The 20790-nt window shown below is 49.4% G+C and carries 19 protein-coding genes; 10 read left to right on the top strand and 9 right to left on the bottom strand.

The features are described from left to right. Positions 1-114: 114 nt before the first annotated feature. The 6 genes from folK to ACTJJJ_RS27145 form a co-directional block, all read right to left on the bottom strand. Entirely contained in the window at positions 115-606 is a 492-nt protein-coding gene (gene folK, locus ACTJJJ_RS27170) for a 2-amino-4-hydroxy-6-hydroxymethyldihydropteridine diphosphokinase (protein ID WP_440703598.1), read from the bottom strand. A 90-nt stretch (positions 607-696) separates the two neighbouring features. Beyond that, a complete protein-coding gene (gene rpmB / locus ACTJJJ_RS27165; RefSeq protein ID WP_090384950.1) occupies positions 697-936 on the bottom strand; it encodes a 50S ribosomal protein L28 in 240 nt (79 codons plus the stop codon). Between the two features lie 94 nt (positions 937-1030). Continuing rightward, positions 1031-1717 carry a response regulator transcription factor gene (locus ACTJJJ_RS27160; RefSeq protein ID WP_188938612.1) on the bottom strand — a complete coding sequence of 229 codons (687 nt, stop codon included), beginning with the start codon at positions 1715-1717 and terminating at the stop codon, positions 1031-1033. Next, on the bottom strand, positions 1717-2967 hold the full coding sequence (locus tag ACTJJJ_RS27155) for a sensor histidine kinase (protein ID WP_440703597.1): 1251 nt from the start codon (positions 2965-2967) through the stop codon (positions 1717-1719). Before ACTJJJ_RS27155 ends, ACTJJJ_RS27160 begins: the two co-directional genes overlap by 1 nt. A gap of 97 nt (positions 2968-3064) precedes the next feature. After that, positions 3065-3955 (bottom strand): N-acetylglucosamine kinase, encoded by an 891-nt coding sequence (locus ACTJJJ_RS27150; protein ID WP_440703596.1) that lies wholly within the window; start codon positions 3953-3955, stop codon positions 3065-3067. 21 nt (positions 3956-3976) lie between these two features. Beyond that, positions 3977-4210 carry a cytochrome b5 domain-containing protein gene (locus ACTJJJ_RS27145; RefSeq protein WP_440703595.1) on the bottom strand — a complete coding sequence of 78 codons (234 nt, stop codon included), beginning with the start codon at positions 4208-4210 and terminating at the stop codon, positions 3977-3979. A gap of 175 nt (positions 4211-4385) precedes the next feature. Here ACTJJJ_RS27145 and ACTJJJ_RS27140 point away from each other — a divergent pair, with 175 nt between their 5' ends. The 3 genes from ACTJJJ_RS27140 to ACTJJJ_RS27130 all read left to right on the top strand — a co-directional run bounded on the left by ACTJJJ_RS27140 (position 4386) and on the right by ACTJJJ_RS27130 (position 6907). Beyond that, positions 4386-4805, top strand: a complete 420-nt coding sequence (locus tag ACTJJJ_RS27140) for a hypothetical protein (RefSeq protein WP_188938608.1) — start codon at positions 4386-4388, stop codon at positions 4803-4805. Positions 4806-4886: 81 nt separating this feature from the next. Next, positions 4887-5909 (top strand): thiamine-phosphate kinase, encoded by a 1023-nt coding sequence (gene thiL / locus ACTJJJ_RS27135; protein ID WP_188938607.1) that lies wholly within the window; start codon positions 4887-4889, stop codon positions 5907-5909. 143 nt (positions 5910-6052) lie between these two features. Then, a complete protein-coding gene (locus ACTJJJ_RS27130; protein WP_229223304.1) occupies positions 6053-6907 on the top strand; it encodes a hypothetical protein in 855 nt (284 codons plus the stop codon). A 60-nt stretch (positions 6908-6967) separates the two neighbouring features. Here the strand turns inward: ACTJJJ_RS27130 and ACTJJJ_RS27125 are convergent, their stop codons facing one another. Then, entirely contained in the window at positions 6968-7798 is an 831-nt protein-coding gene (locus ACTJJJ_RS27125) for an aminotransferase class IV (RefSeq protein ID WP_426292300.1), read from the bottom strand. Positions 7799-7952: 154 nt separating this feature from the next. Between ACTJJJ_RS27125 and ACTJJJ_RS27120 the strand changes: the two genes are divergently transcribed. Together ACTJJJ_RS27120 and ACTJJJ_RS27115 are read left to right on the top strand one after the other, a co-directional pair. Beyond that, positions 7953-8924 carry a polyprenyl synthetase family protein gene (locus tag ACTJJJ_RS27120; protein ID WP_426295883.1) on the top strand — a complete coding sequence of 324 codons (972 nt, stop codon included), beginning with the start codon at positions 7953-7955 and terminating at the stop codon, positions 8922-8924. A 24-nt stretch (positions 8925-8948) separates the two neighbouring features. After that, positions 8949-9569 carry a rhomboid family intramembrane serine protease gene (locus tag ACTJJJ_RS27115; RefSeq protein WP_440703594.1) on the top strand — a complete coding sequence of 207 codons (621 nt, stop codon included), beginning with the start codon at positions 8949-8951 and terminating at the stop codon, positions 9567-9569. On the opposite strand, the gene ACTJJJ_RS27110 is transcribed toward ACTJJJ_RS27115, so the two are convergent. Together ACTJJJ_RS27110 and secA are read right to left on the bottom strand one after the other, a co-directional pair. Continuing rightward, the gene (locus ACTJJJ_RS27110; protein WP_188938603.1) at positions 9561-10220 is read right to left on the bottom strand and encodes a phosphatidylserine decarboxylase family protein; all 660 of its coding nucleotides are present in this window, start codon (positions 10218-10220) and stop codon (positions 9561-9563) included. The genes ACTJJJ_RS27115 and ACTJJJ_RS27110 overlap by 9 nt on opposite strands. A 218-nt stretch (positions 10221-10438) precedes the next feature. Continuing rightward, a complete protein-coding gene (gene secA / locus ACTJJJ_RS27105) occupies positions 10439-13783 on the bottom strand; it encodes a preprotein translocase subunit SecA (protein ID WP_188938602.1) in 3345 nt (1114 codons plus the stop codon). 283 nt (positions 13784-14066) lie between these two features. Here secA and ACTJJJ_RS27100 point away from each other — a divergent pair, with 283 nt between their 5' ends. The 5 genes from ACTJJJ_RS27100 (at position 14067) to ACTJJJ_RS27080 (ending at position 20754) form a co-directional block, all read left to right on the top strand. Then, positions 14067-14300, top strand: coding sequence for a PspC domain-containing protein (locus ACTJJJ_RS27100; RefSeq protein WP_188938601.1), 234 nt, complete (start codon positions 14067-14069; stop codon positions 14298-14300). A 159-nt stretch (positions 14301-14459) separates the two neighbouring features. Continuing rightward, positions 14460-15638 carry an acetyl-CoA C-acyltransferase gene (locus tag ACTJJJ_RS27095; protein WP_188938600.1) on the top strand — a complete coding sequence of 393 codons (1179 nt, stop codon included), beginning with the start codon at positions 14460-14462 and terminating at the stop codon, positions 15636-15638. 106 nt (positions 15639-15744) lie between these two features. Then, the gene (locus ACTJJJ_RS27090) at positions 15745-16752 is read left to right on the top strand and encodes a glycosyltransferase family 2 protein (RefSeq protein ID WP_440703593.1); all 1008 of its coding nucleotides are present in this window, start codon (positions 15745-15747) and stop codon (positions 16750-16752) included. Further along, a complete protein-coding gene (locus tag ACTJJJ_RS27085; protein ID WP_188938598.1) occupies positions 16749-17864 on the top strand; it encodes a glycosyltransferase in 1116 nt (371 codons plus the stop codon). The genes ACTJJJ_RS27090 and ACTJJJ_RS27085 overlap by 4 nt, the downstream gene beginning before the upstream one ends. A 1-nt stretch (position 17865) precedes the next feature. Then, positions 17866-20754 (top strand): putative Ig domain-containing protein, encoded by a 2889-nt coding sequence (locus ACTJJJ_RS27080; protein ID WP_188938597.1) that lies wholly within the window; start codon positions 17866-17868, stop codon positions 20752-20754. Positions 20755-20790 lie beyond the last annotated feature (36 nt).

Genomic DNA, 20790 nt, shown 5'->3' with positions numbered 1-20790 from the left:
CAAAGCACGTGTTAATCAGCCTAAAATGACAGCAAAAAATGATGAACTGGTAAAAAACTGGAATAAATGGCTCGATGCCCGAAATGAAGCTGTTAATGTAGTAATAGCATTTTTTCAAGGTATTTTTGACACGACGGAGGTGTCGGGGCATTCTTCCAGAAGTTGTGAGGAGGTTTTTTGTAAAAGTGGGTGGAGAAAAGCGGGCGCGATCTCTGCTAATGGCGCAAGTACAAAACGGCGGTCCTGAATGCGTGGGTGCGGTAATGTAAGGCGGGCGCTGTCCAAGACGGTTTGCCCGAAATACAAAATATCGATGTCGATCACCCGCGCGCCCCAGCGCTCGTAGCGCACGCGCCCGAGGTCGTGCTCGATGTTGAGAATGATCCTGAGCAAATCCTCAGGCAGGAGAGAGGTGGAGATTTCAATAACCTGGTTCAGGAAAGCAGGCTGGTCGGTAATACCCCAGGGGGCAGTTTCGTAAATCGCGGATTGGCCTGCAATGCTCCCTGCCTGCTCGCCGATCGCCTCGCGTGCGGCTGCGAGCACCTGCGGGCGATCGCCCAGATTGGAGCCTAGTAACAGAAAGACCTGGCCGGTTGCTGCCATAACGAAACACGTTTGGAATAAACAATCCACGAAAAAAAGGACTTCCCGATCGGAGGAAAGTCCTTTTCCAATAAATTCGTAAAATTCCTTTTAGAACGTAAGCGTTCCTTTGTCGTATGCTTTTTGTATAGTTGCTTCGATACCGTTCTTGTTGATGGTACGAAGAGCAGAAGCTGCTACTTTCAACGTAACCCATTCTCCTGATGAAGGAAGGAAGAAACGTTTCTTTTGCAAATTCGGGAAGAATTTACGTTTTGTTTTATTGTTAGCGTGAGAAACGTTATTTCCGACGCGAGTTCTTTTACCTGTTATTTGACAAACCTTAGCCATGACTTACAATTTTTCCAAATGAGGGTGCAAAGATGCGTAATTAATTTTTGTTGAGCAAGTAACGGCAAAACAAATTTTCAAAAAAAACTGCATTTTACCATCGCATCCGGAACCCGACGCCGTGTACATTGTCAATGCGGATATCGGGATCGCCCGAGAGGTATTTCCGTAATCTTGAAATGAAAACATCGAGGCTGCGGCCCATAAAATAGTCGTCGTCGCCCCAGATAGCCTTCAAAAGCTCGTCGCGGCGAATCACCTGATCGGTGCGTTCGGCCATAAATTTCAACACTTCGGCTTCGCGAAATGTGAGGCTTTGAGATTTCCCTTCGAGGGTTAATGTCAGTTTTTGAAAATCGAATAAATATTTTCCGATCTGCTTGCTGCCTGGTTTCACAACCAATATTGAATCCGCTTTGCTTCGGCGGAGAAAAACGTCGATACGCAATTTAAGCTCTTCAATGCTGAACGGCTTGGTGATGTAATCGTCGGCGCCGAGTTTGAGGCCTTTGATCTTATCCTCCTGCATAGAGCGGGCGGATAGAAAGAGAATGGGGACCTGGCTGTCGGAGTTGCGGATTTTTTCGGCTAATGTGAAGCCGTCCATTTTGGGAAGCATAATGTCGAGCACGCAAATATCGAAATGCTCCTTACCGAAAAATTCGAGCGCTTCGGCTCCATCCGTGGCATGAACGACTTCGTAATCGTATTCTTCGAGGTTATCCTTGGTAGCAAATGCAAGATTGGGGTCGTCTTCGACGTACAGGATTCTCTTTTTCATCAAGCGTGTTTCTGCGGAATAGTGATTTTAAATGTACTGCCTTTGCCCAGGACGCTTTCCAGCGCAAGGTGCCAGTGGTGTGCCCGGACGATCTGCTTCACATAGCTCAGCCCGATCCCGAAGCCTTTCACGTTATGCACATCGCCGTAGGGAATGCGGAAAAACTGGTTGAAAACCTTCTTCTGATACTCGGGTGCGATGCCGATACCCTGGTCGCGGACTGCTATAACGAGGTTATTGCCTTTATTGTATGTTTCGACGACCACGTCCGGTACATCGTCCGAATATTTCAGCGCATTATCGACGAGGTTGCTGAGCAGGCAACGGAGGTGAAAAGGGTCGGCGTCGATCATACTGCTGGTTGCATTGGCCTGAAAACGCACTTTTTCTTCATACGGAAGCAAAATGGATTCAATCATCTGCCGGGCGTCGAGCCGTTCTTTTTGCAAGTGCAATGCATCGCGCTCGGCTTTGGCCATAGAAAGTACCATCTCCACCTGCCCCTGCAAGCGGAGGATTTCGTCCTGGACGATCTGCACGTAGCGTTTGTGGCGTGCCGGTTGGGCCACGATATTTTCGGAATTGAGCACGTCGGCGGCAATGCGGATGGTCGAAATAGGCGTTTGCAGCTCGTGGGTCATATTATTGACAAAATCCCGCTGCACTTCGGAAAGCTGTTTTTGTCTTAAAATCACAAACAATGCATAGGCGAAGAACGAAACCGCCACCAGTACCAGCGCCGAGGACCAAATAGCCCCGCTAATGCTCCCCGCAAAATAGGTTTCCTGCTCGGGAAAGCGTACGCCGAAGTAATAAGGGTATTTATCGGTTTTAATCCAGTTGGTCGTTTTAGTGGGAATCTTTTCGCTGTTCTTAGTGCTCAGCGACATTCCGTAGCGGATCCGGTTGGTGGTACAATCGTAAATGCCGATCTCGAAATTCGTGATCAGGTTATGTTTTTGAAAACTATCCTTGATAAAATGTTCCAGGATTTCGGGCTGGGTGGTTGCATTGGTATTCACCAGAAAGTATTCCGGCGACAATTGCTCTACGGGATTCGTGGTTTGCATTACGCCGCAGACGTTGGCCAGTTTTCCGGCAACGTCCTGCAATGCAATGTGGGCATTCTGATTGAACTGCCGGTGCCTGAGGTCAAGGGCCTGCTTTACCCAGTAAATCTGCGTGATAACGACGCCGATAATGAGCAATGCGGAAAAAACCGTGAGGGACTGAATGGTACGTCTTGACATAACTAACTCGAAATGACCAATAAATATACAGCCATTCGTTCAATTAAACAGCCGTGGCGGCCGTAACATGACCGGCCGGGGGCTGTTTAACATTTCATTAACTTTTAGACTTCGGATCGGCCAGGTGGTAACCGATCAATCCTTCCAATGGCGATTTCAGTATCCGTCCTGCTTGTAACCCATTGCTTTCGAGCACCCCTCGAAGGATATCCTGGTAATAATAGGCAATCGATCCGGTAAAATGGACCGGGTAATGGTCGGCATTGGCATGTTTCAAAACATATTTTTTCACAAATAACCCGAATGCATTGCCTAGCAGCGTCTGCATGAATTCGTGGGTACGATTTTCTGCGATGAATTTGGAATACGAAGCAAAATACCGGTTTGGATAAGGCTTTTTATAGGCATGATCAAGCACGGTAAGGCGGTCGAGGCTGGGATATTGCGCAATGAAAAGTGCTTGCAGGTCCTCCGGCAGCTCGTTTTGCAGGTAATGGACAACCAACGTTTTGCCCAGATAGGAGCCGCTTCCCTCATCGCCCAGCCAGAAACCCAGCGAGCCGATTGAATGCGTAATGCAGTCGCCATCGAAAAAGGCATTGTTCGCGCCCGTGCCTAATATGCACGCAAGCCCAGGCTCGTGCCCGCACAACCCGCGCGCGGCCCCGAGCATATCCGAAGCCACTTCTACGACATTGGCCGAAGGAAAGCATTGTTTCAGTGCATTGGTAACGGGCATGCTCGATTTTTCGTCGGCGCATCCCGCTCCGTAGAAGTGGATTTCCTGAACGTCGCTGCCAATGCCCCGGGCAACCTGGCCTTGTAAAACAGGGGCTATCTCTTCCGCTGTCTGGTAAAACGGGTTAATGCCCGCCGACTGAACCAACTCGTGTTTGCCGGTTTTCCGAGCGTCGGACCGTGAATCGATATATGCCCAGTCTGTTTTCGTGGAACCGCTGTCGGCGATCAGGATATTTTTGAAATACATGAAGAATCGTTCGGTTGATTATTAGGGTAGTTGCAGCTTGCCGATGACATTGAAACGCTCGAAAACGCGTTCGGTATGTGGGGCGTCGCCGAGCTCTTTGGTGAGGTCCTGCCCGGCCCAGTGCTCGTAATGATGGCCATTGCGCCAAAGGCGCGACGAGGTCACGTCGTAAATCACTCCTTTATATGCACACCATATTTCCTCCCGGTCCTGCCCGTTACGAAGCGCCAGTTGTGCCCTGGTATATACTTTCATTGGTTTGAATTTGGCGCGCAATTTAGCGATAAGGGTAATCCGCAGGAAAATTAAGAAACGATCTGCCATGAATATTTTGATTATAAGACTAAAAAGTAAGAACTTGGCGTTTTGAAAAGACATTTACGAAAAATAAAATATGAGAAAAAGTTACGCTCTTCTATGGTGTTCAATCATGATTTTGGGACTGGTAGTTGCTGGTTGCAAAAAGAAAGTTGCACCTGTATCTGAAAGAATCGCAAAGGCATGGACAGCAGAATCTGTGAAGCACGGCGCAACGGTGGTTTACACCCGAGGCGGCTCAGGCAATATCGAAGCTGCCTATTCAGGTTTCCGCCTGACGCTTACCAACAGCGGTGGTACTAAAACAGTGAGCCTGATTGACGTGGATGCGAAAACATTCACAGGAAACTGGGATTTGGAAAGCGATACAAAGCTGGTTCTGACCAACCTGACCCCTGCGCCAACCGGTTCGGGAGGGAAGCTGGAATTCACGATCAACTCGATCGACGATGCGAAACTGGTGCTTACACGCCTTACGGCAAGTCCGAAAACAGGGGGTACTATTAATGAGTATACATTGACTAACCCGTAAGCGGAACGTTGATTGAACATAACCAGGGCGAAGCCATTCCCACCGAGGGAATGGCTTCGCTTTTTTATTTAATTTTGCGGGATGGAAACAAGAACTGAAATAAGCAGCCTGGGTGAATTCGGGCTGATCCAAAGAATAAATAAAGGCATTCAGACATCGCTCCCCGACACTGTGAGAGGGATAGGTGACGATGCGGCGGTAATCGACGCAGGAGAAGAGTTCGGCTTGCTGACCACCGATATGATGCTGGAAGGAGTCCATTTTGATCTCACATTTTTTCCGCTTAAACATCTTGGTTACAAAGCCGTGTCGGCTAATATCGCCGACATTGCTGCGATGAACGGAATTCCCCGGCAGGTAACGGTCAGTATTGCATTGAGCAACCGGTTTTCGGTTGAGGCGGTCGACGAGCTGTATGAAGGAATAAAAGTAGCTTGCAAGGACTTTAATGTGGACCTGGTGGGCGGTGACACGACCTCGTCACGGTCCGGGCTCATTATTTCCGTAAGCGTTTTTGGTAAGGTTAAAAAAGACAAGATCGCATACCGGAATACGGCCAAACCCAATGACCTGCTCTGCGTGACGGGTGACCTCGGAGGTGCTTACATGGGCCTGCAATTGCTCGAAAGGGAGAAACAGGTATTCCTGGCGAACCCCAATATGCAGCCGGAGCTGGACGGGAAAGATTATGTAATCCAGCGCCAATTGCGCCCGGAAGCAAGAATGGACGTGGTTTTCGAACTCGACGAAGCCGGAGTCGTTCCGACTTCAATGATCGACCTCTCGGATGGCCTCGCCTCCGACCTTCTGCATATATGTGCGCAATCGGGCGTGGGAGCGGTGATTTTCGAAGAACGCCTGCCGATTGACGAGCAGACCTACCTGGCGGCGTCGGAACTGAATATCGGTGCGGCCACGGCCGCATTGAACGGAGGTGAGGACTATGAATTGCTTTTCACGGTTTCCCAGTCAGCCTACGAGCTGATTAAAAACAATCCCAAGATTACTTTTATCGGTTATATCACAGATAAACAGGGCGAAGTGGAGCTTCATACCAAAGCCGATTCGCGTGTGCCGCTCACAGCGCAGGGCTGGACAGCCTGATTTATTTCCCGGCAAAATTCCCCAAAGCATAACCTTCACCGGTTATGCTTTTTTTGTTTTAATCTATACACGCAACCATCGGAAAGATTTGGTCGTAATCGCGACGTATCCAATTCATCTTTAACAAATCACAATTAGATCCGATGAAAATCCTTTCAACTTCCAAAATGCTGGTGGCATTGGGACTGTTAATGGCCGTTAGCTTGTCCTGCTCGGACGATGACGACAATACCCCCACGCCCACACCAACCAACGATGTTCAATTGAAAGACAATGCGACGCTGGGCAAAATCCTGACCGACAGCAAGGGCAGAACGCTTTACTATTTTTCAAAGGATGCGTCCGGTGCTTCGGCTTGCTCGGGACAATGCCTGGTCAACTGGCCAATTTATTCGGCAGGCGACCTCACGGCGATCAAACTCGATGCTGGTTTGGATAAGGCCGATTTCGCGACGATTACGACGGGCGGCCAGTCACAAACAACTTACAAAGGTTGGCCGCTTTATTATTACAAAGACGATGCGGTTGCGGGAGATGTGAAAGGAGAGAATGTAGGTACAGTTTGGTTCGTCGCCAAAACCGACTACACCATTATGATTGCCAGCGGCCAGCTCGTGGGTAACGATGGAAAATCGTACAAATCGGACTACACCGAAGGTACTGGTGCTACTCAATTCTTCACCGATGGCAAGGGAAGAACATTGTACGCGTTTGTCAACGACAAAAACAATAAGAACAATTTTACCAAGCCCGACTTTTCGAACGACGCTGCCTGGCCTATTTACACTGCCGACCTGAAATCGCTGCCCACAGGAGTTGATAAGACCTTGTTCAGCACGATCGATGTGTTTGGGAAAAAACAGCTGACTTACAAAGGCTGGCCACTTTATTATTTTGGTCAGGACGGAACGACCAGAGGCGCTACCAAGGGCGTAAGCGTTCCTACGCCAGGTAAGTGGCCGATCGTCAATTTGCAATCACCGAATGCGCCTAACTAGATAAGTGCTTATTGCAGAGTGTAATTGGAAAGTGGCGCTCCCGTCGGGATCGCCACTTTTTTATTTGCCCCAGCGGGCTACCAGTTCTTCAAATTGCTTCTGCAAATGTAAAGTCCGTTTGCCGGCCAGGCCATTTCCGACAGGCTGGTCGCCGATCTGCACCACGGGCATTACCCATTTGGTGGTACTAGTCGTGAAAACTTCGTCGGCGGTAATCACTTCTTTATAGGTTATCGGTCGAATTTCTACCTCGAAGTGTGCTTGGGCAAGCTCGATGACCACGCGGCGGGTAACGCCGTTGAGGATATTCCGGTCGGAGGTAATGAGTTTGTCGCCCTGGAATGCAAACAGGTTGCTGCGCGTGAGCTCGCTTACTTCGCCGTCTTTGTGGAAAAGCAGGTCGGCCGCATTCTGGCGTTTCAGTTCGTCGGCCATGAGCACCATATGCACATAATTGGTGGTTTTAACCTCCGGCAAATCGCGAACATATTCGTAAGGAAGCACTTTAATACCTTTCAAACGGCCAGCCGGATTATCTTGCGGCAATGCCTCGGTGCGGATCAGCAAATTAGGTTGCACCACATGCACGCCATCCGGGGCATAACCACCTGTAAGCACAAACCGGAATGCTACTTCCGCCTCACCCGACATGGAATGCAAATCCGCCAGGATCTTTTCAGTTTCCCCCCGCGTCACCGGAAGCGGCAGTTTCAGCAACCGCGCGGAATTTTCGAAGCGTTGCCAGTAATCCTCCCAACGGAAGGGAATGCCATTATAAGTCCTGAAAAAATCGAATAAGCCATAGCCACGCAGCAACGAGAGGTCGTTGGTCTGAAAAACGGGCTGGTCGAGCGGAACGATTTCACCGTTAAAATATTGGTAAAAAGGCATGAAAAGCAGATTTTGTTGACTGGGGTAAAGTTATTAATAAAGGCTTTTCAAATACTGCTTTTGTAAATGTAAATGCCGGTTTTTAGGTTTTATCTTTGCGGCTCACATAACCTGTCGGGCCAGTTGTCGGCCTGGCAACATTACGCTTCGCATGATCGAACCCACTGCATTACTTGAAAAACTACAAATCGAATTCGACCGGCATTCCTATGGCAACACGCCTGTGGAGCTTTATGAGCCGATAACCTACATTATGTCACTCGGCGGGAAGCGTTTTCGTCCTTTGTTGACGCTCCTTGCTGCTTCCATTTTTGATACAGATATTGAAAAAGCCACGAAGCCAGCCATGGCAGTAGAGGTGTTTCACAACTTCACGCTCATGCACGACGATATCATGGACCGTGCGCCTTTGCGAAGGGGCATGCCTACGGTGCATGAAAAATGGAATGCAAATACGGCCATTCTGTCGGGGGATGTAATGCTGATCCGTGCATATGACCTCCTGCTGGACGTGCCGCAGGATAAATTCCGTTCAGTTTTAATGCGATTTAATCAGACGGCCGCGGAAGTTTGTGAAGGGCAGCAGCTCGATATGAATTTCGAAACGCGCTGGGATGTGACGGAAGAGGAGTATATTGGTATGATTCGCCTGAAAACATCGGTATTACTAGGTTTTGCATTGGAACTGGGCGGCATGATCACGGGGGCGGATGAGGAGACGACCAAGCTTTTGTACTCGGCAGGTGAGAATATGGGTATTGGTTTTCAGCTGAAAGACGACCTGCTGGACGTTTACGGTGATCCTGCGAAGTTTGGTAAACAGGTAGGCGGCGATATTATTGCTAATAAAAAGACATTCCTGCTGATTGAAGCGCTGTCGAAAGCCGAAGGACAGCTGAAAACCGAGCTTGACCACTGGATAGGTCTTGAAACATTCGATAACGCCGAAAAAGTAGTAGCGGTAACCGGCATTTACGACGCGTTGGGTATCCGGGCATTTACCGAACGTAAAATAAATGAATATTTTTCGCGCGGAATGGCTAGTTTACAGCAATTGCGCACGGACAGTGTTCAGAAAGAAGTGCTCTTGCAGTTTGTGGAGCAGCTCGTGGCGCGGGAAAAGTAGATCATTCAATCAATAACCCATTTTATGTCGATTACCCTTATTTTAGTAATTATAACCTCGGGGATCAGCTATTACGCGTTCAACAATTACAGTTTGATGGACAAGCTGATCCTGAACCCTTACCGCGTGACACAGCGCAATGAATATTATCGGTTTGTTACATCCGGCTTTGTGCACGCGGATTTCGGGCACTTAATTTTCAATATGCTCAGCTTGTGGTTTGTAGGCGAAAGCATCGAGCGGCTGTTCGGCATGCTTTTCGGCGCGAGCGGGACATTTTACTATCTGGCTCTGTACCTGGTGGGGATCATCGTTTCGGACATTCCTACATTTTTGAAACACCGGAAAAATTCGAAATATAATTCGCTCGGAGCGTCCGGCGGTGTTTCGGCCGTGCTTTTTGCGGCAATTCTTTATGCGCCGCTGATGCAGATCTGCCTTTACTTCTTCATTTGCATGCCCGGCTTCATATTCGGTTTGCTGTTTCTCGGCTATTCATTTTATGAAGCGCGGCGCGGCACGAGCTATGTGAATCACAGTGCGCACATGTACGGGGCCATTTTCGGGATGGTATTTATGGCAGTCGTGTATCCCGGCGCGGTACCCCAGTTTTTCGAGCAAATCCTAAGCTGGCGGTTATTTTAATGTAGCCAGCACAGTAACGCTACCTACCGTCTTGTCTTGAAGATTAACATTGATTTCGGCGTCCAGGGGGATATAAAGATCGACTCTGGACCCGAATTTGATGAAGCCCATTTCGGTGCTTTGCTCTACTTTATCGCCTTCCTTCACATACCAGCGTATACGACGTGCAGCCGCACCGGCGATCTGGCGGAATAATACTTCCACGCCCTCAATGGTGCGGATCACGACGGTGGTACGTTCGTTTTCGGTACTCGATTTGGGGTGCCAGGCAACGAGGTACAAGCCCGGATGATATTTAAAATACTGAATAACCCCGCTGATCGGGTTCCAGTTGACATGTACATTCAGTGGCGACATGAAGATGCTGATCTGGCGGCGTGGCCCTTTGAAGTACTCAGTTTCAACAACCTCTTCGATCACTACCACCTTGCCATCGCAGGGCGCCACAATCTGGCGGTCGCTTTGATGGATAACACGCTTAGGAACGCGGAAAAACTGCACAACGAGGAAAAAAACGATGATACTGCCGATCAGCACAAGACGCGGGATCCAGTAGCCGTCAGGAAGGAGATAATTGATCCCTAAATTGATAATGATCAGTACAATGGCCGTTACAGCCATAATAGTATATCCCTCTCTATGCAGTTTCATGCAAGCTTGTTTTTTGTTAATGATGGTCTCTAAAATGCAAATATCGCATAAATCCTGATTTTCCGGCAACGAAAAAGCCCCGACGGTAACGCCGAGGCCATTTTGGTAACGTTTATAGTCAGTTATGGTCAGGCGTTGTCATTTATTGTCAATTGTAACAACCTTTTGCCATCCTGACTACCAATGGCTATATCTGACCACACCCGACAGCCTTGCGGCTAGTCTTCATGCACGTCAATCACGACGCAGTCGCCGTTTTTGACTTCATGTTCTACTTTTTTGAACTTCACGTCGCGGAGAATGCGGCCATCTCGGTATTGAACCGAAACTTTCTGGTTGCGGTCGGCGATTTTGATCGTCCGCACAGGCTGTGCTTTCGTGGTAGATTCCTGTGAATGGAAAGTGTCGCTTTCCAGGTCGTAATCTTCTTCACGGTTGGTATGAAGCTCGGGCGCGGGCTCTGGCCTGCGGACCTGCTGCGGTACGGCAGTTGGCGGTGCCGCTTCTTCCTGAGGAATGTCAGCCTTCATGAGGAAGGAGATCATATCAAAGTTTACTTTACTCAGGAAGCGTTTAAAGAGTTCCACCGATTCGAACTTATAAATCAGCAACGGATCTTTCTGTTCGAATACCGCGTTCTGGACCGATTGTTTCAAATCGTCCATTTCACGCAAATGCTCCTTCCATTCCTGGTCGATGAGCGAAAGCACGATCGCTTTCTCCATTTCGCGGGTAATGTCTTTGCCTTCGCTTTCAATGGCTTTCTGCAAACCAACTACTACGCCAGCCTGACGGATACCGTCTGTGAATGGGATCATGATCTCAGAAATTACGGCACCGCGTTCTGCCTGGATCGAGCGGAGAACCGGCAATGCCTTGCCTGAGATCGAGTCGTTTTTGTCCTGATATTGTTTCTCGGCCGCTTCGTACAATTTTTGCGTGCGGTCGGCGGGTCTCAATGCTGCATACTCATTTTCACTGAACGGGATTTCCATTCCAAGCGTCGTGATGGCCGCGAGTTCAAGCTCCGCGTAACTTCCGGCAGTCGTAGCGATTTCGTCGCACACATCGAACAATGTATTGGCAATATCCACCGCCAGACGATCCCCGAACAATGCATTGCGACGACGGGTATAGATCGCGTCACGCTGATAGTTCATTACATCGTCATATTCGAGCAGGCGTTTCCGCATGCCGAAGTTGTTCTCTTCTACTTTTTTCTGCGCTCTTTCGATCGACTTGGTAATCATGCCGCTCTGGATCACCTCGCCTTCTTCGAGGCCCATGCGGTCCATTACCTTCGCCATACGGTCGGAACCGAACAAACGCATGAGGTTGTCTTCCAGAGAGACGAAGAATTGGGATGAACCCGGGTCTCCCTGGCGTCCCGAACGACCACGCAGCTGGCGGTCGACGCGACGGCTTTCGTGGCGTTCTGTACCGATGATCGCCAAACCGCCTGCGGACTTGGATTCCGCAGTCAGCTTAATGTCGGTACCACGACCGGCCATGTTCGTCGCAATCGTTACGGTTCCCGGCTTACCTGCTTCGGCAACTACTTCCGCCTCACGCTGGTGCTGTTTCGCATTCAAAACCTGGTGGGGGATCTTGCGGAGCGTAAGCATCCGGCTGATGATCTCGGAGTTTTCAACCGAAGTCGTACCCACGAGTACCGGCCTGCCGGCTTCCACGAGTTCTACGATTTCATCGGTTACCGCATTGTATTTCTCACGAACCGAGCGGTACACTTTATCTTCCTGGTCTTTACGGACGATTCCTCTGTTGGTAGGGATCGAAACGACGTCCAATTTGTAGATTTCCCAGAATTCACCTGCTTCCGTTTCGGCTGTACCGGTCATACCAGCCAGCTTGTGGTACATCCGGAAGTAATTTTGCAGGGTAACCGTCGCGTATGTCTGCGTGGCGTCTTCCACTCGTACGTTTTCTTTCGCTTCAATAGCCTGGTGAAGGCCGTCGGAGTAACGGCGACCATCCATAATACGGCCGGTTTGCTCGTCGACGATCTTAACCTTTCCGTCCATGATCACGTACTCCACGTCTTTTTCAAAAAGTGTAAATGCTTTCAGAAGCTGGTTAACCGTGTGGATACGGGCTGTTTTTACGGAATAATCGCGGATCAATGCTTCTTTCGCGATCACACGATCGTGTTCGTTGAGCGAAGTGTCTTTTTCGATCGCGTCGAGGTCAACAGCGATGTCGGGCAGAATAAAGAAATTGGCCTCTTCCGATTCGCCTGTCAGGAAGTCGATCCCTTTCTCGGTCAATTCAATGCTGTTATGGCGCTCATCGATCGTGAAGTAAAGAGGTGCATCGGCCTGGGGCATCAGTTTCTGGTTTTCTGCCAGGTAAATCGATTCCGATTCCTGCATAATAGCCTTCACGCCGCCTTCGCTGAGATATTTGATCAAGGGCTTGTACTTTGGCATACCGCGGTGTGCGCGGAACAATGCCAAACCGCCTTCTTTTTTATCGCCGGCCTGGATTTTCTTTTTAGCCTCGTTGAGGAAGTCCATCGCGAGGCGTTTTTGAGCTTCCACGATCCTCGAAACGCGTGGTTTCAGTTCCAAAAACTCCTGCTCATCGCCGCGCGGCACCGGACCGCTGATGATCAATGGTGTACGGGCATCATCGATCAAAACGGAATCGACCTCATCGACCATTGCGAAATGGTGCTTGCGCTGAACGAGTTCTTCCGGCGTCCGTGACATATTGTCACGCAGGTAGTCGAAACCGAATTCGTTGTTGGTACCATAAGTGAGGTCTGCTTTATAGGCATTGCGGCGTGCAATGGTGTTCGGCTGGTGGCGGTCGATACAGTCGACGCTCATGCCGTGGAATTCGAAAAGCGGGGCATTCCACTCGGCATCGCGTTTCGCGAGGTAGTCGTTCACGGTAACGATGTGGACGCCTTGTCCGGCCAATGCATTCAGGAATGACGGCAGGGTAGCTACAAGGGTTTTACCTTCACCCGTTGCCATTTCGGAAATCTTGCCCTGGTGCAGTACCACACCACCGATCAGCTGCACATCGTAATGGACCATATTCCATTTAATAGGCTGGCCGATTACGTCCCAGGTCGTGTTCCAGGTCGCTTTGTCACCGCTGATGGTTATATGCGACTTTTTAGTAGCGATTTCGCGGTCAAAATAGTTGGCGGTTACTTCCAGTTTATCATTTTCCGTAAAACGGCGTGCTGTATCTTTTACGATGGCAAATGCTTTTGGAAGAATTTCCAGCAACACCCTCTCCAGTTCTTTATTTCTTTCCAGTTCGAGCGCGTCGATTTTCTTAAAGATCGCCTCTTTGCTGTCCACATTCGGTTCGTCGGCAGCCTGTTGTTTCAACGTACCAATCTGTTCGTCGATAGACTTCAGTTGATCGGCAATATGTTGTTTCAAGTTCGCGGATTGTGCCCGGAGCTCATCATTCGACAGAGAGGCTAGGAGTGCATATTCGGCATTGACTTTATCAACGTACGGAGTTAGTTCCTTTAAATCCCGTTCCGATTTCGTGCCAAACAGCTTGGAAAATATTTTAAACATGATGTGATGTATGTTTTTTAACCGGTTTTATCCTTGAAAATATTGAGCCTGTACATAAACGCGTGTCACATTGTCAGCAAAAACTCCTATTTCTTAGGCCAAAGGTAATTCATTGCCAATACTATTACGCAACAACTGGCATAATCCTAATGCAGATCTAATGTTTTTAATCACTAAAAATAACCCGTGCTACCGGCCAATAACCGCCTGTATAGATTTAGAACCACTACTAGGTAATGCATAGTACCTTTAACACATCAAAACGATTTAAACAGATATAGCCATGAACCACAATAGATTGTTCCGTAACACCAGCAACAAAATGATCGGCGGCGTAGCCTCAGGATTAGCTGATTACTTCGAAATCGACGTCACAATTGTCCGTGTATTGTTGGTACTCGCAGTGTTCATTCCGGTCACATTCCCTGTCATTTTGTTTTACATCATCCTTTGGATCGTCATGCCTGACAGCGCAAAACGACCCAAAGAGCTGGAACAAGGGCACATCCCTTCCTAAAATTTAAATTTCCATCAGCAAAGACTCGGTAGTTGCAAACCGTCGGAAAACAAACTCCGGCGGTTTGTTGTTTTACGATTAATACCTATTTTTACCAATGGTATGCAGGCATACTATCACAAACGCCTGCTTAAAACTGATTCCAAAAACAGATCCAATATGAACGCATACATTGTTGCGGGCTATCGCACCGCGGTGGGCAAGGCGCCGAGAGGCGGGTTCCGGTTTACACGTCCCGACGACCTCGGTGCGACGGTGATCAGGCATTTGCTGGAACAGACCCCGCAGCTCGACCCAACCCGCGTGGATGATGTGATTGTGGGAAATGCGGTGCCGGAAGCGGAGCAGGGAATGCAGATGGGCCGGTATGTAGCCTTGCTTTCTTTACCCAAAAATGTGTCTGGTATCACCATCAACCGCTATTGCGGCTCAGGCGTAGAGGCGATTGCCATGGCTTCCGCGAAAATACACGCCGGAATGGCCGAATGCATTATCGCCGGCGGTACCGAATCGATGTCGCTTGTGCCTACAATGGGTTGGAAAACCGCATTGAACTACGAAATCGCCCATACGAATCCGGATTATTACCTGAGCATGGGCCTTACCGCCGAGCAGGTTGCCAAGGATTTCAATATCAGCCGTGAAAAGCAGGATGAATTTTCATTCCAATCTCACCAGAAAGCGCTGCGCGCGCAGAAGGAAGGCTGGTTTACCGAAGGCATTGTGCCGGTGACGGTGAAGGAAACGTTTTTCGACCAGGCCTCCGGTAAGAAGAAAACAAAGGAAACGGTCATCAGCCAGGACGAGGGCCCGCGTGCGGATACCACTGTTGAAGCATTGAATAAATTGAAACCGGTTTTTGCGGCGGGCGGATCGGTAACGGCAGGAAATTCTTCCCAAACTTCCGACGGTGCCGCATTTGTGATCGTCATGTCCGAAAAACTGGTGAACGAATTAGGCCTGAAACCCATTGCACGCATGATGTCGTACGCGACAGCGGGCGTGGATCCCCGCATTATGGGCATAGGGCCGGTTGCGGCAGTGCCGCTGGCATTGAAACAAGCCGGTTTGCAGCTAGGCGATATTCAGCAGGTGGAGCTAAATGAGGCATTTGCAGCACAAGCGCTTGCGGTTATACAGGAATTAGGCATCGATCCCGATATCGTGAACCCGAACGGCGGCGCGATTGCATTGGGACACGCATTGGGCTCCACAGGCGCAAGGCTTTCGGTGCAGCTTTTCAACGAAATGAAGCGCCGCGACCAGAAATATGGCATGGTTACGGCCTGTGTAGGAGGCGGCCAGGGTGTTGCGGGCATTTACGAAAGGCTTAATTAAGCCGTAGACTAACATTCGACCCGATTTTAAAGGTCTCCCCGGAAGTGTTACCCATCTTCCGGGGAGATTTTTTATTTTTGCCCTTTCATCATGCACGCCGGCTTTCATGGATGTTTCCATTATTATCATTAATTACAGGACACCCCAACTCATTAACAATTGCTTAGATTCGATCAAACGGTTTACCTCCGGGGTAACCCTTGAAGTGATCGTGGTAGACAATGACCCGGCGAATGGCGGAGGTGCTTTGGTGAGAGAGGCCCATCCGGAAGTGCGGTGGATCGACATGGAATTCAATGCGGGTTTCGGTATTGCCAATAACCGCGGCATGGAAATTGCAAAGGGAAAGTACCTGCTGCTGCTGAACGCCGATACGTTGCTGACCGACAATGTGATCGGCCGGTGTTTCAACCGGATGAACCAGCGGACGGACATTATCGCCTGCGGTGCATTGCAATATTACCCCGATGGTACACCGATGCCTTTCTACCGCAGCTTTAACGAATTTCGGAAGACGTTTTTCATACTTCCCCCGAGCGGTTTGGTAGATAAGCTCATCGGCAAACTTTATCCCGAACCGGCCTATACCGATCCGGACCAGTACGACTGGCTCGTAGGCGCATTTATGTTTGTGCGAAGGGAAGGTTTCGAAAAAACGGGCGGTTTCAGCAGTGAGTTTTTCATGTACGGCGAAGACGTGGAATGGTCGGGCCGGTTGGGAAAGCTCGGGAAGCTGTGCTATTTTCAGGATTGTATTTTTATCCACCTTGAAAATAACAACCCGTTCCGTCGGACGCATATTTCGTGGATCAACCGGTTCAGTACCCAAATGCAGGTTTCTAATTTTCTTTGGGTCAGGAAGCAATACGGCGTTTTTCAATATATCATGTTGATCCTGCATTACATTTTCATGGTGCCGGTCATTTACGGTTGGAAGATGCTTCTGAACCTGAGAAAAAATGGGAATCCGTTCTCGGAACTTCGCACACAATATATATATGTAAGGAAGACCCGCGTTCTTTTAAAATATTTCTGGAAAACGCTGTTCCTCAGAAAAGGGCTGTATAAGATCAAGCCTCAGGAGAACATCGACCTCTTAACTGCCTCTGCATGAATCAATCCAAGAAAAGAATACTCTTTTTTACGCCCTATGCCACACGGACAGGATCTGAGATGATGCTGTTGTACATTCTGAAAAAAATAGACCGTTCCCGTTTCGACGTCGGTATCGTCAGTTTTGCCAATGGCGAACTGCTGGCCGAGTTCCCCGAAGATATTCCCGTCCATATTGCCCCGCGCAAGTTCAATACGATAGAAAAAATTTCCTTTCACCTGGGCATTAACCCAACGCTCCGGGCATTAAGAAAGCTTGCCAAGAGTTTCCGGGCGGATTTCTGGTATGTGAATACAACCATGATCCCCGAGACGATCGTGGTGGCCAAAGAATTCGGTATTAAAGTAATTACCCACTTCCATGAAATGCCGCTCACTTACGCGTACCTGAGCGCGCCCGATTTCAAAAGCATCGTGGATTATTCGGAACTGCTGATCGGATGCTCTCAAACGACTTGCGATGCATTGAAAGATGCCGGCGGGAAGAATGTGGGCCTGCTTTATTCCTTCATAGATCCTTCGCTTGTAAAAAAAGACGATCACCGGTCGGCCGAACTCCGGCAGAAGCTTAGGATACCGGCCGATGCATTCGTATGGATTTTGTCGGGTATGACTTCGGAGCGAAAAGGCTTCGACCTGCTGCCCGATATTGCCGCAGAAGTGAACGATCCGAATGTCCACCTCGTGTGGGTAGGTGCAACGATCGACGATGGATTGGTGTATTATACCGAACAACGCTGCGCTAAAAACACGTCGGCGACCAAAATTCACCTGACCGGCAAGCAAAAAGAAGATTATTATGCCTACCTTAATATGGGTAATGGTTTTCTGCTCACTTCCCGGCAAGACCCATTTCCACTGGTGATGATAGAAGCTGCGTTGTTGGGTAAGCCTATTGTTTCATTTCCTTCCGGAGGCGTTTCCGAGTTTGTAAAGGATGGAATGGGTGTTGTTACCGAGGATCTGAGTGTCAGACAAATGGTCGCGGCGATGCGGTCGGTAATGCGTGGCGACACGAAAACCGACAGTGCGAGGAGCATTGAAGTAGCGAGCCGGTTCAATGTGGAAAACGGATATAATGAGTGGATTGAATTAATTGACAAAACCCGTTAGTATGCTCAATTCTACGTGCGCAGTGAAGTTTTTGACCCGTATTTTTTTGTTACTGAGCGTATTGGCGCTGGCAGGCCGCGTTTCGGGGCAAAGCCAGCAAAGAACGACCGAAATAGATAACCAGCGTTACCTAGCGCTGATGCTCCTGAACCTCACCGACCCGGACGATATCGGCCCGGAACCGGACCTGATCCGCTCCGCAAAGGACTTTGGGCTCAATGCGGTATACATTACGATTCCCTGGGACAAGGTCTATTTCAGCTCGCCTACCGAAACGCCCCAATGGGCGAAATACGATCAGCAGATCAAAATTGCGACGGATTTGGGCATGAAGGTCGCATTACGCGTTCACCTTGGCCGGCACAGCACGCGCATCAAAGGTTTTTGGGAGGTTTCCGACAGTCAGTTCAGCCATTCCAATAAGCCGTTGCTCAGCGGTTACCAGGATACATTTTTTGGCTTTGATAACCAGACCATTCTCGATAAAGGGGTGGCTTTTGTAAAAGAGGTCGTAACCCGTTACAAGTACCTGCAGACCGATAAAAAGTTGCTCTACGTGTCGGTGACCAATACCGGTACGCAGGAAGGGGAATATCCCGGCGGGCTGATCGAGAAAGGAAAGGAAGAGGCGGCCGTTTACGACTATTCGCCTTCGATGGTGAAAGGGTTTAAGGATTTTGTAAAATCAAAATACAAGAAGATCGAGCGGATCAATTTCCTGTGGGGAATGACGTTTAAATCGTTCGACGAGGCGAATCCGCCTGCGACTGCCTGGGAGCCTAATCTTTCCTTCCGTCAGCGCTATGGGAAAGACTGGTACATCTACCGCCATATGATGCTCAAAAGGTTTACCGAGCAAATGGTAAGCGCTGTCAAAGGCGTCGACCCGGCTATTAAATATGTTTCTGATTACGGTTCGGTATTCGATTCGCAGTCGGCATCGCGGGGCACGTTGGGCTTTCGTGACCTCAACCAAAAAACGGATGGTATCAAGGTAAACGACAACCTGGCCACGCACGACCATCGGTGGTCGGTGGATATTTTGAAAAGCGATGCGCCGGCAGGTTTTATCACGGCCAATGAGCTTTTTGTGAGTTCCTACCTCGATAACAATGCCCACATCAAACAAATCAACGAAAACTTCGAACACGGTGCCAATGTGGTAGCGGTCGTCATTTCGCAAAAAGAGCAGATGGCGCGTGCGGAAGGCTTTTTGCGCCAGGGAGCGACCTTCTGGTTGAACAAACCGATGACGCCGATCGTGTATGCTGATTCGGTCTCGTACCGGTTGTCGGCAGCTACCGAAAAGGGCGGTGCGCAGGGTGTGATTTACGATGAATGGGCCAAACGCGCCTACGCCGATCCGGCAAAGCCACGGCCTGTCCGCATTCGTTTGATCGAAGACATATTGTCGCCAAGTTACTGGGCGGATGCCTCCAACTACATGCCTTATGTTTTCAGACCGGTTCCTATGCAAATAATTCCGGTAAATAAGGACTTCCAGTACCGGCTGCCTATCGATACTTTCTCGGATGTGGATGGAACGGTCGTACGGGTGGAAGTAGGTGCGTTGCCCGCGTGGCTGCGCTACGAGAACGGCGTTCTCAAAGGCAGGCCCGGTACGTTGGGCGACTACCGCATTTCGGTAAAAGGAATTGACGACGAAGGAGGTTCGGCGGAAGCATTTTTTACCATTCGGGTGGATACGCGCGAGAATGCCAATAAGCCGCCGACCGTCGACAGTAATTTCTCGAATCAGATGGTGGCCGTGGGTAAGCCATTTACCATTACCATTCCAAAAACGGCGTTCGTCGATCCGGACGGCGACATTACCAAAGTGGAAGCCAGCGAACTGCCTTCCTGGCTGACGTTTTCGAACGGCATATTGAGCGGAACACCTATGAAACTGGGCGATTACCGCATTAGTCTTAAAGCCTATGATGACCTTAACGCATTTGTCGAAACTTACTTCACGGTTAAAGTCGTGGAGCCGCAGTTCCTGAATGCGCCACCGTTTGCCACCAGTGGTTTGCCCGTAAAGTATGCGCAGATCAATATGCCCTTCAACTACATTCTGCCCACCAATATTTTTGGAGATCCGGATGGCTATATTTCTTCCATTACTGTGCAAAACCGGCCTTCTTGGCTCAATTTTGCCATGAACGAATTTTCAGGAACGCCCAAGGAAGAGGGCGAGTACCAGCTGATCATCCGCGCATACGACAACGCGGGTGCATACGTGGAAATCCCGCTGGTGCTGCTGGTGCAAATCCCCGAGATACGTTTTGAACTCGTTCAGGGAGGCAGCAAGGTGGATCAGCGGGTGATCAGGAAGTTGTCGGGCGATGACGTAATCCCTTACGATTCGCTGCCGTCGAAGCTGAATATGTATGCCTACGGAAATTTCGAGTACGACAAAGTCTCTTTTGATCTGAACGGTCCCTATCGCCGAAAAGCAACGACTGCGATATTCCCTTATGCGCTGTATGAGGATGCATCCGGCTTTGCACCTTATGTAGGGAGGTATACTTTAACTGTCACCGCGTTTAAAGAGGATTCCGCAGTAGTCACGAATTCCATCGAATTCGGCATTTCGGCGGGAGATAAGGCAGACATCACCAAGAACATGGCCGACTGGGCATTTTATCCTAACCCGGTTGAAAGCATCGTCAATATCAAACTTCCCGAATACCAGCCGGGAGATAGCCTGAGCTGGGAAATTGTGACCGTGGCGGGCAAGAGAATTCCGATTACCAGTTCACTCGTGAAGATTTCGGATTCCCTGGCCAACCTCGACCTCGACGCCATCGGGCTGTCCGCGGGCATTTATTTTATCAGGGTCGAAAACAACGGAGAGTTCTTAAAGCAATTCAAGGTTTTCAAGAAATAGCAAAGCCGCATGTCTCTGCAATTGTTGGTGACCGCC

The organism is Dyadobacter sp. 22481 (assembly GCF_052044875.1).
GTDB lineage: Bacteria > Bacteroidota > Bacteroidia > Cytophagales > Spirosomataceae > Dyadobacter > Dyadobacter endophyticus.
This window is presented reverse-complemented; position numbering and strand designations above follow the sequence as displayed.

Coding starts and splice junctions, on each gene's coding strand:
- ACTJJJ_RS27115 (WP_440703594.1), top strand. CDS start 8,949: ATGTCGATTACCCTTATTTTAGTAATTATAACCTCGGGGATCAGCTAT.
- ACTJJJ_RS27085 (WP_188938598.1), top strand. CDS start 16,749: ATGAATCAATCCAAGAAAAGAATACTCTTTTTTACGCCCTATGCCACA.
- thiL (WP_188938607.1), top strand. CDS start 4,887: ATGGAAACAAGAACTGAAATAAGCAGCCTGGGTGAATTCGGGCTGATC.
- ACTJJJ_RS27100 (WP_188938601.1), top strand. CDS start 14,067: ATGAACCACAATAGATTGTTCCGTAACACCAGCAACAAAATGATCGGC.
- rpmB (WP_090384950.1), bottom strand. CDS start 936: ATGGCTAAGGTTTGTCAAATAACAGGTAAAAGAACTCGCGTCGGAAAT.
- ACTJJJ_RS27125 (WP_426292300.1), bottom strand. CDS start 7,798: ATGCCTTTTTACCAATATTTTAACGGTGAAATCGTTCCGCTCGACCAG.
- ACTJJJ_RS27130 (WP_229223304.1), top strand. CDS start 6,053: ATGAAAATCCTTTCAACTTCCAAAATGCTGGTGGCATTGGGACTGTTA.
- ACTJJJ_RS27140 (WP_188938608.1), top strand. CDS start 4,386: ATGATTTTGGGACTGGTAGTTGCTGGTTGCAAAAAGAAAGTTGCACCT.
- ACTJJJ_RS27095 (WP_188938600.1), top strand. CDS start 14,460: ATGAACGCATACATTGTTGCGGGCTATCGCACCGCGGTGGGCAAGGCG.
- ACTJJJ_RS27160 (WP_188938612.1), bottom strand. CDS start 1,717: ATGAAAAAGAGAATCCTGTACGTCGAAGACGACCCCAATCTTGCATTT.
- ACTJJJ_RS27145 (WP_440703595.1), bottom strand. CDS start 4,210: ATGAAAGTATATACCAGGGCACAACTGGCGCTTCGTAACGGGCAGGAC.
- ACTJJJ_RS27110 (WP_188938603.1), bottom strand. CDS start 10,220: ATGAAACTGCATAGAGAGGGATATACTATTATGGCTGTAACGGCCATT.
- secA (WP_188938602.1), bottom strand. CDS start 13,783: ATGTTTAAAATATTTTCCAAGCTGTTTGGCACGAAATCGGAACGGGAT.
- ACTJJJ_RS27150 (WP_440703596.1), bottom strand. CDS start 3,955: ATGTATTTCAAAAATATCCTGATCGCCGACAGCGGTTCCACGAAAACA.
- ACTJJJ_RS27090 (WP_440703593.1), top strand. CDS start 15,745: ATGGATGTTTCCATTATTATCATTAATTACAGGACACCCCAACTCATT.
- ACTJJJ_RS27080 (WP_188938597.1), top strand. CDS start 17,866: ATGCTCAATTCTACGTGCGCAGTGAAGTTTTTGACCCGTATTTTTTTG.
- folK (WP_440703598.1), bottom strand. CDS start 606: ATGGCAGCAACCGGCCAGGTCTTTCTGTTACTAGGCTCCAATCTGGGC.
- ACTJJJ_RS27155 (WP_440703597.1), bottom strand. CDS start 2,967: ATGTCAAGACGTACCATTCAGTCCCTCACGGTTTTTTCCGCATTGCTC.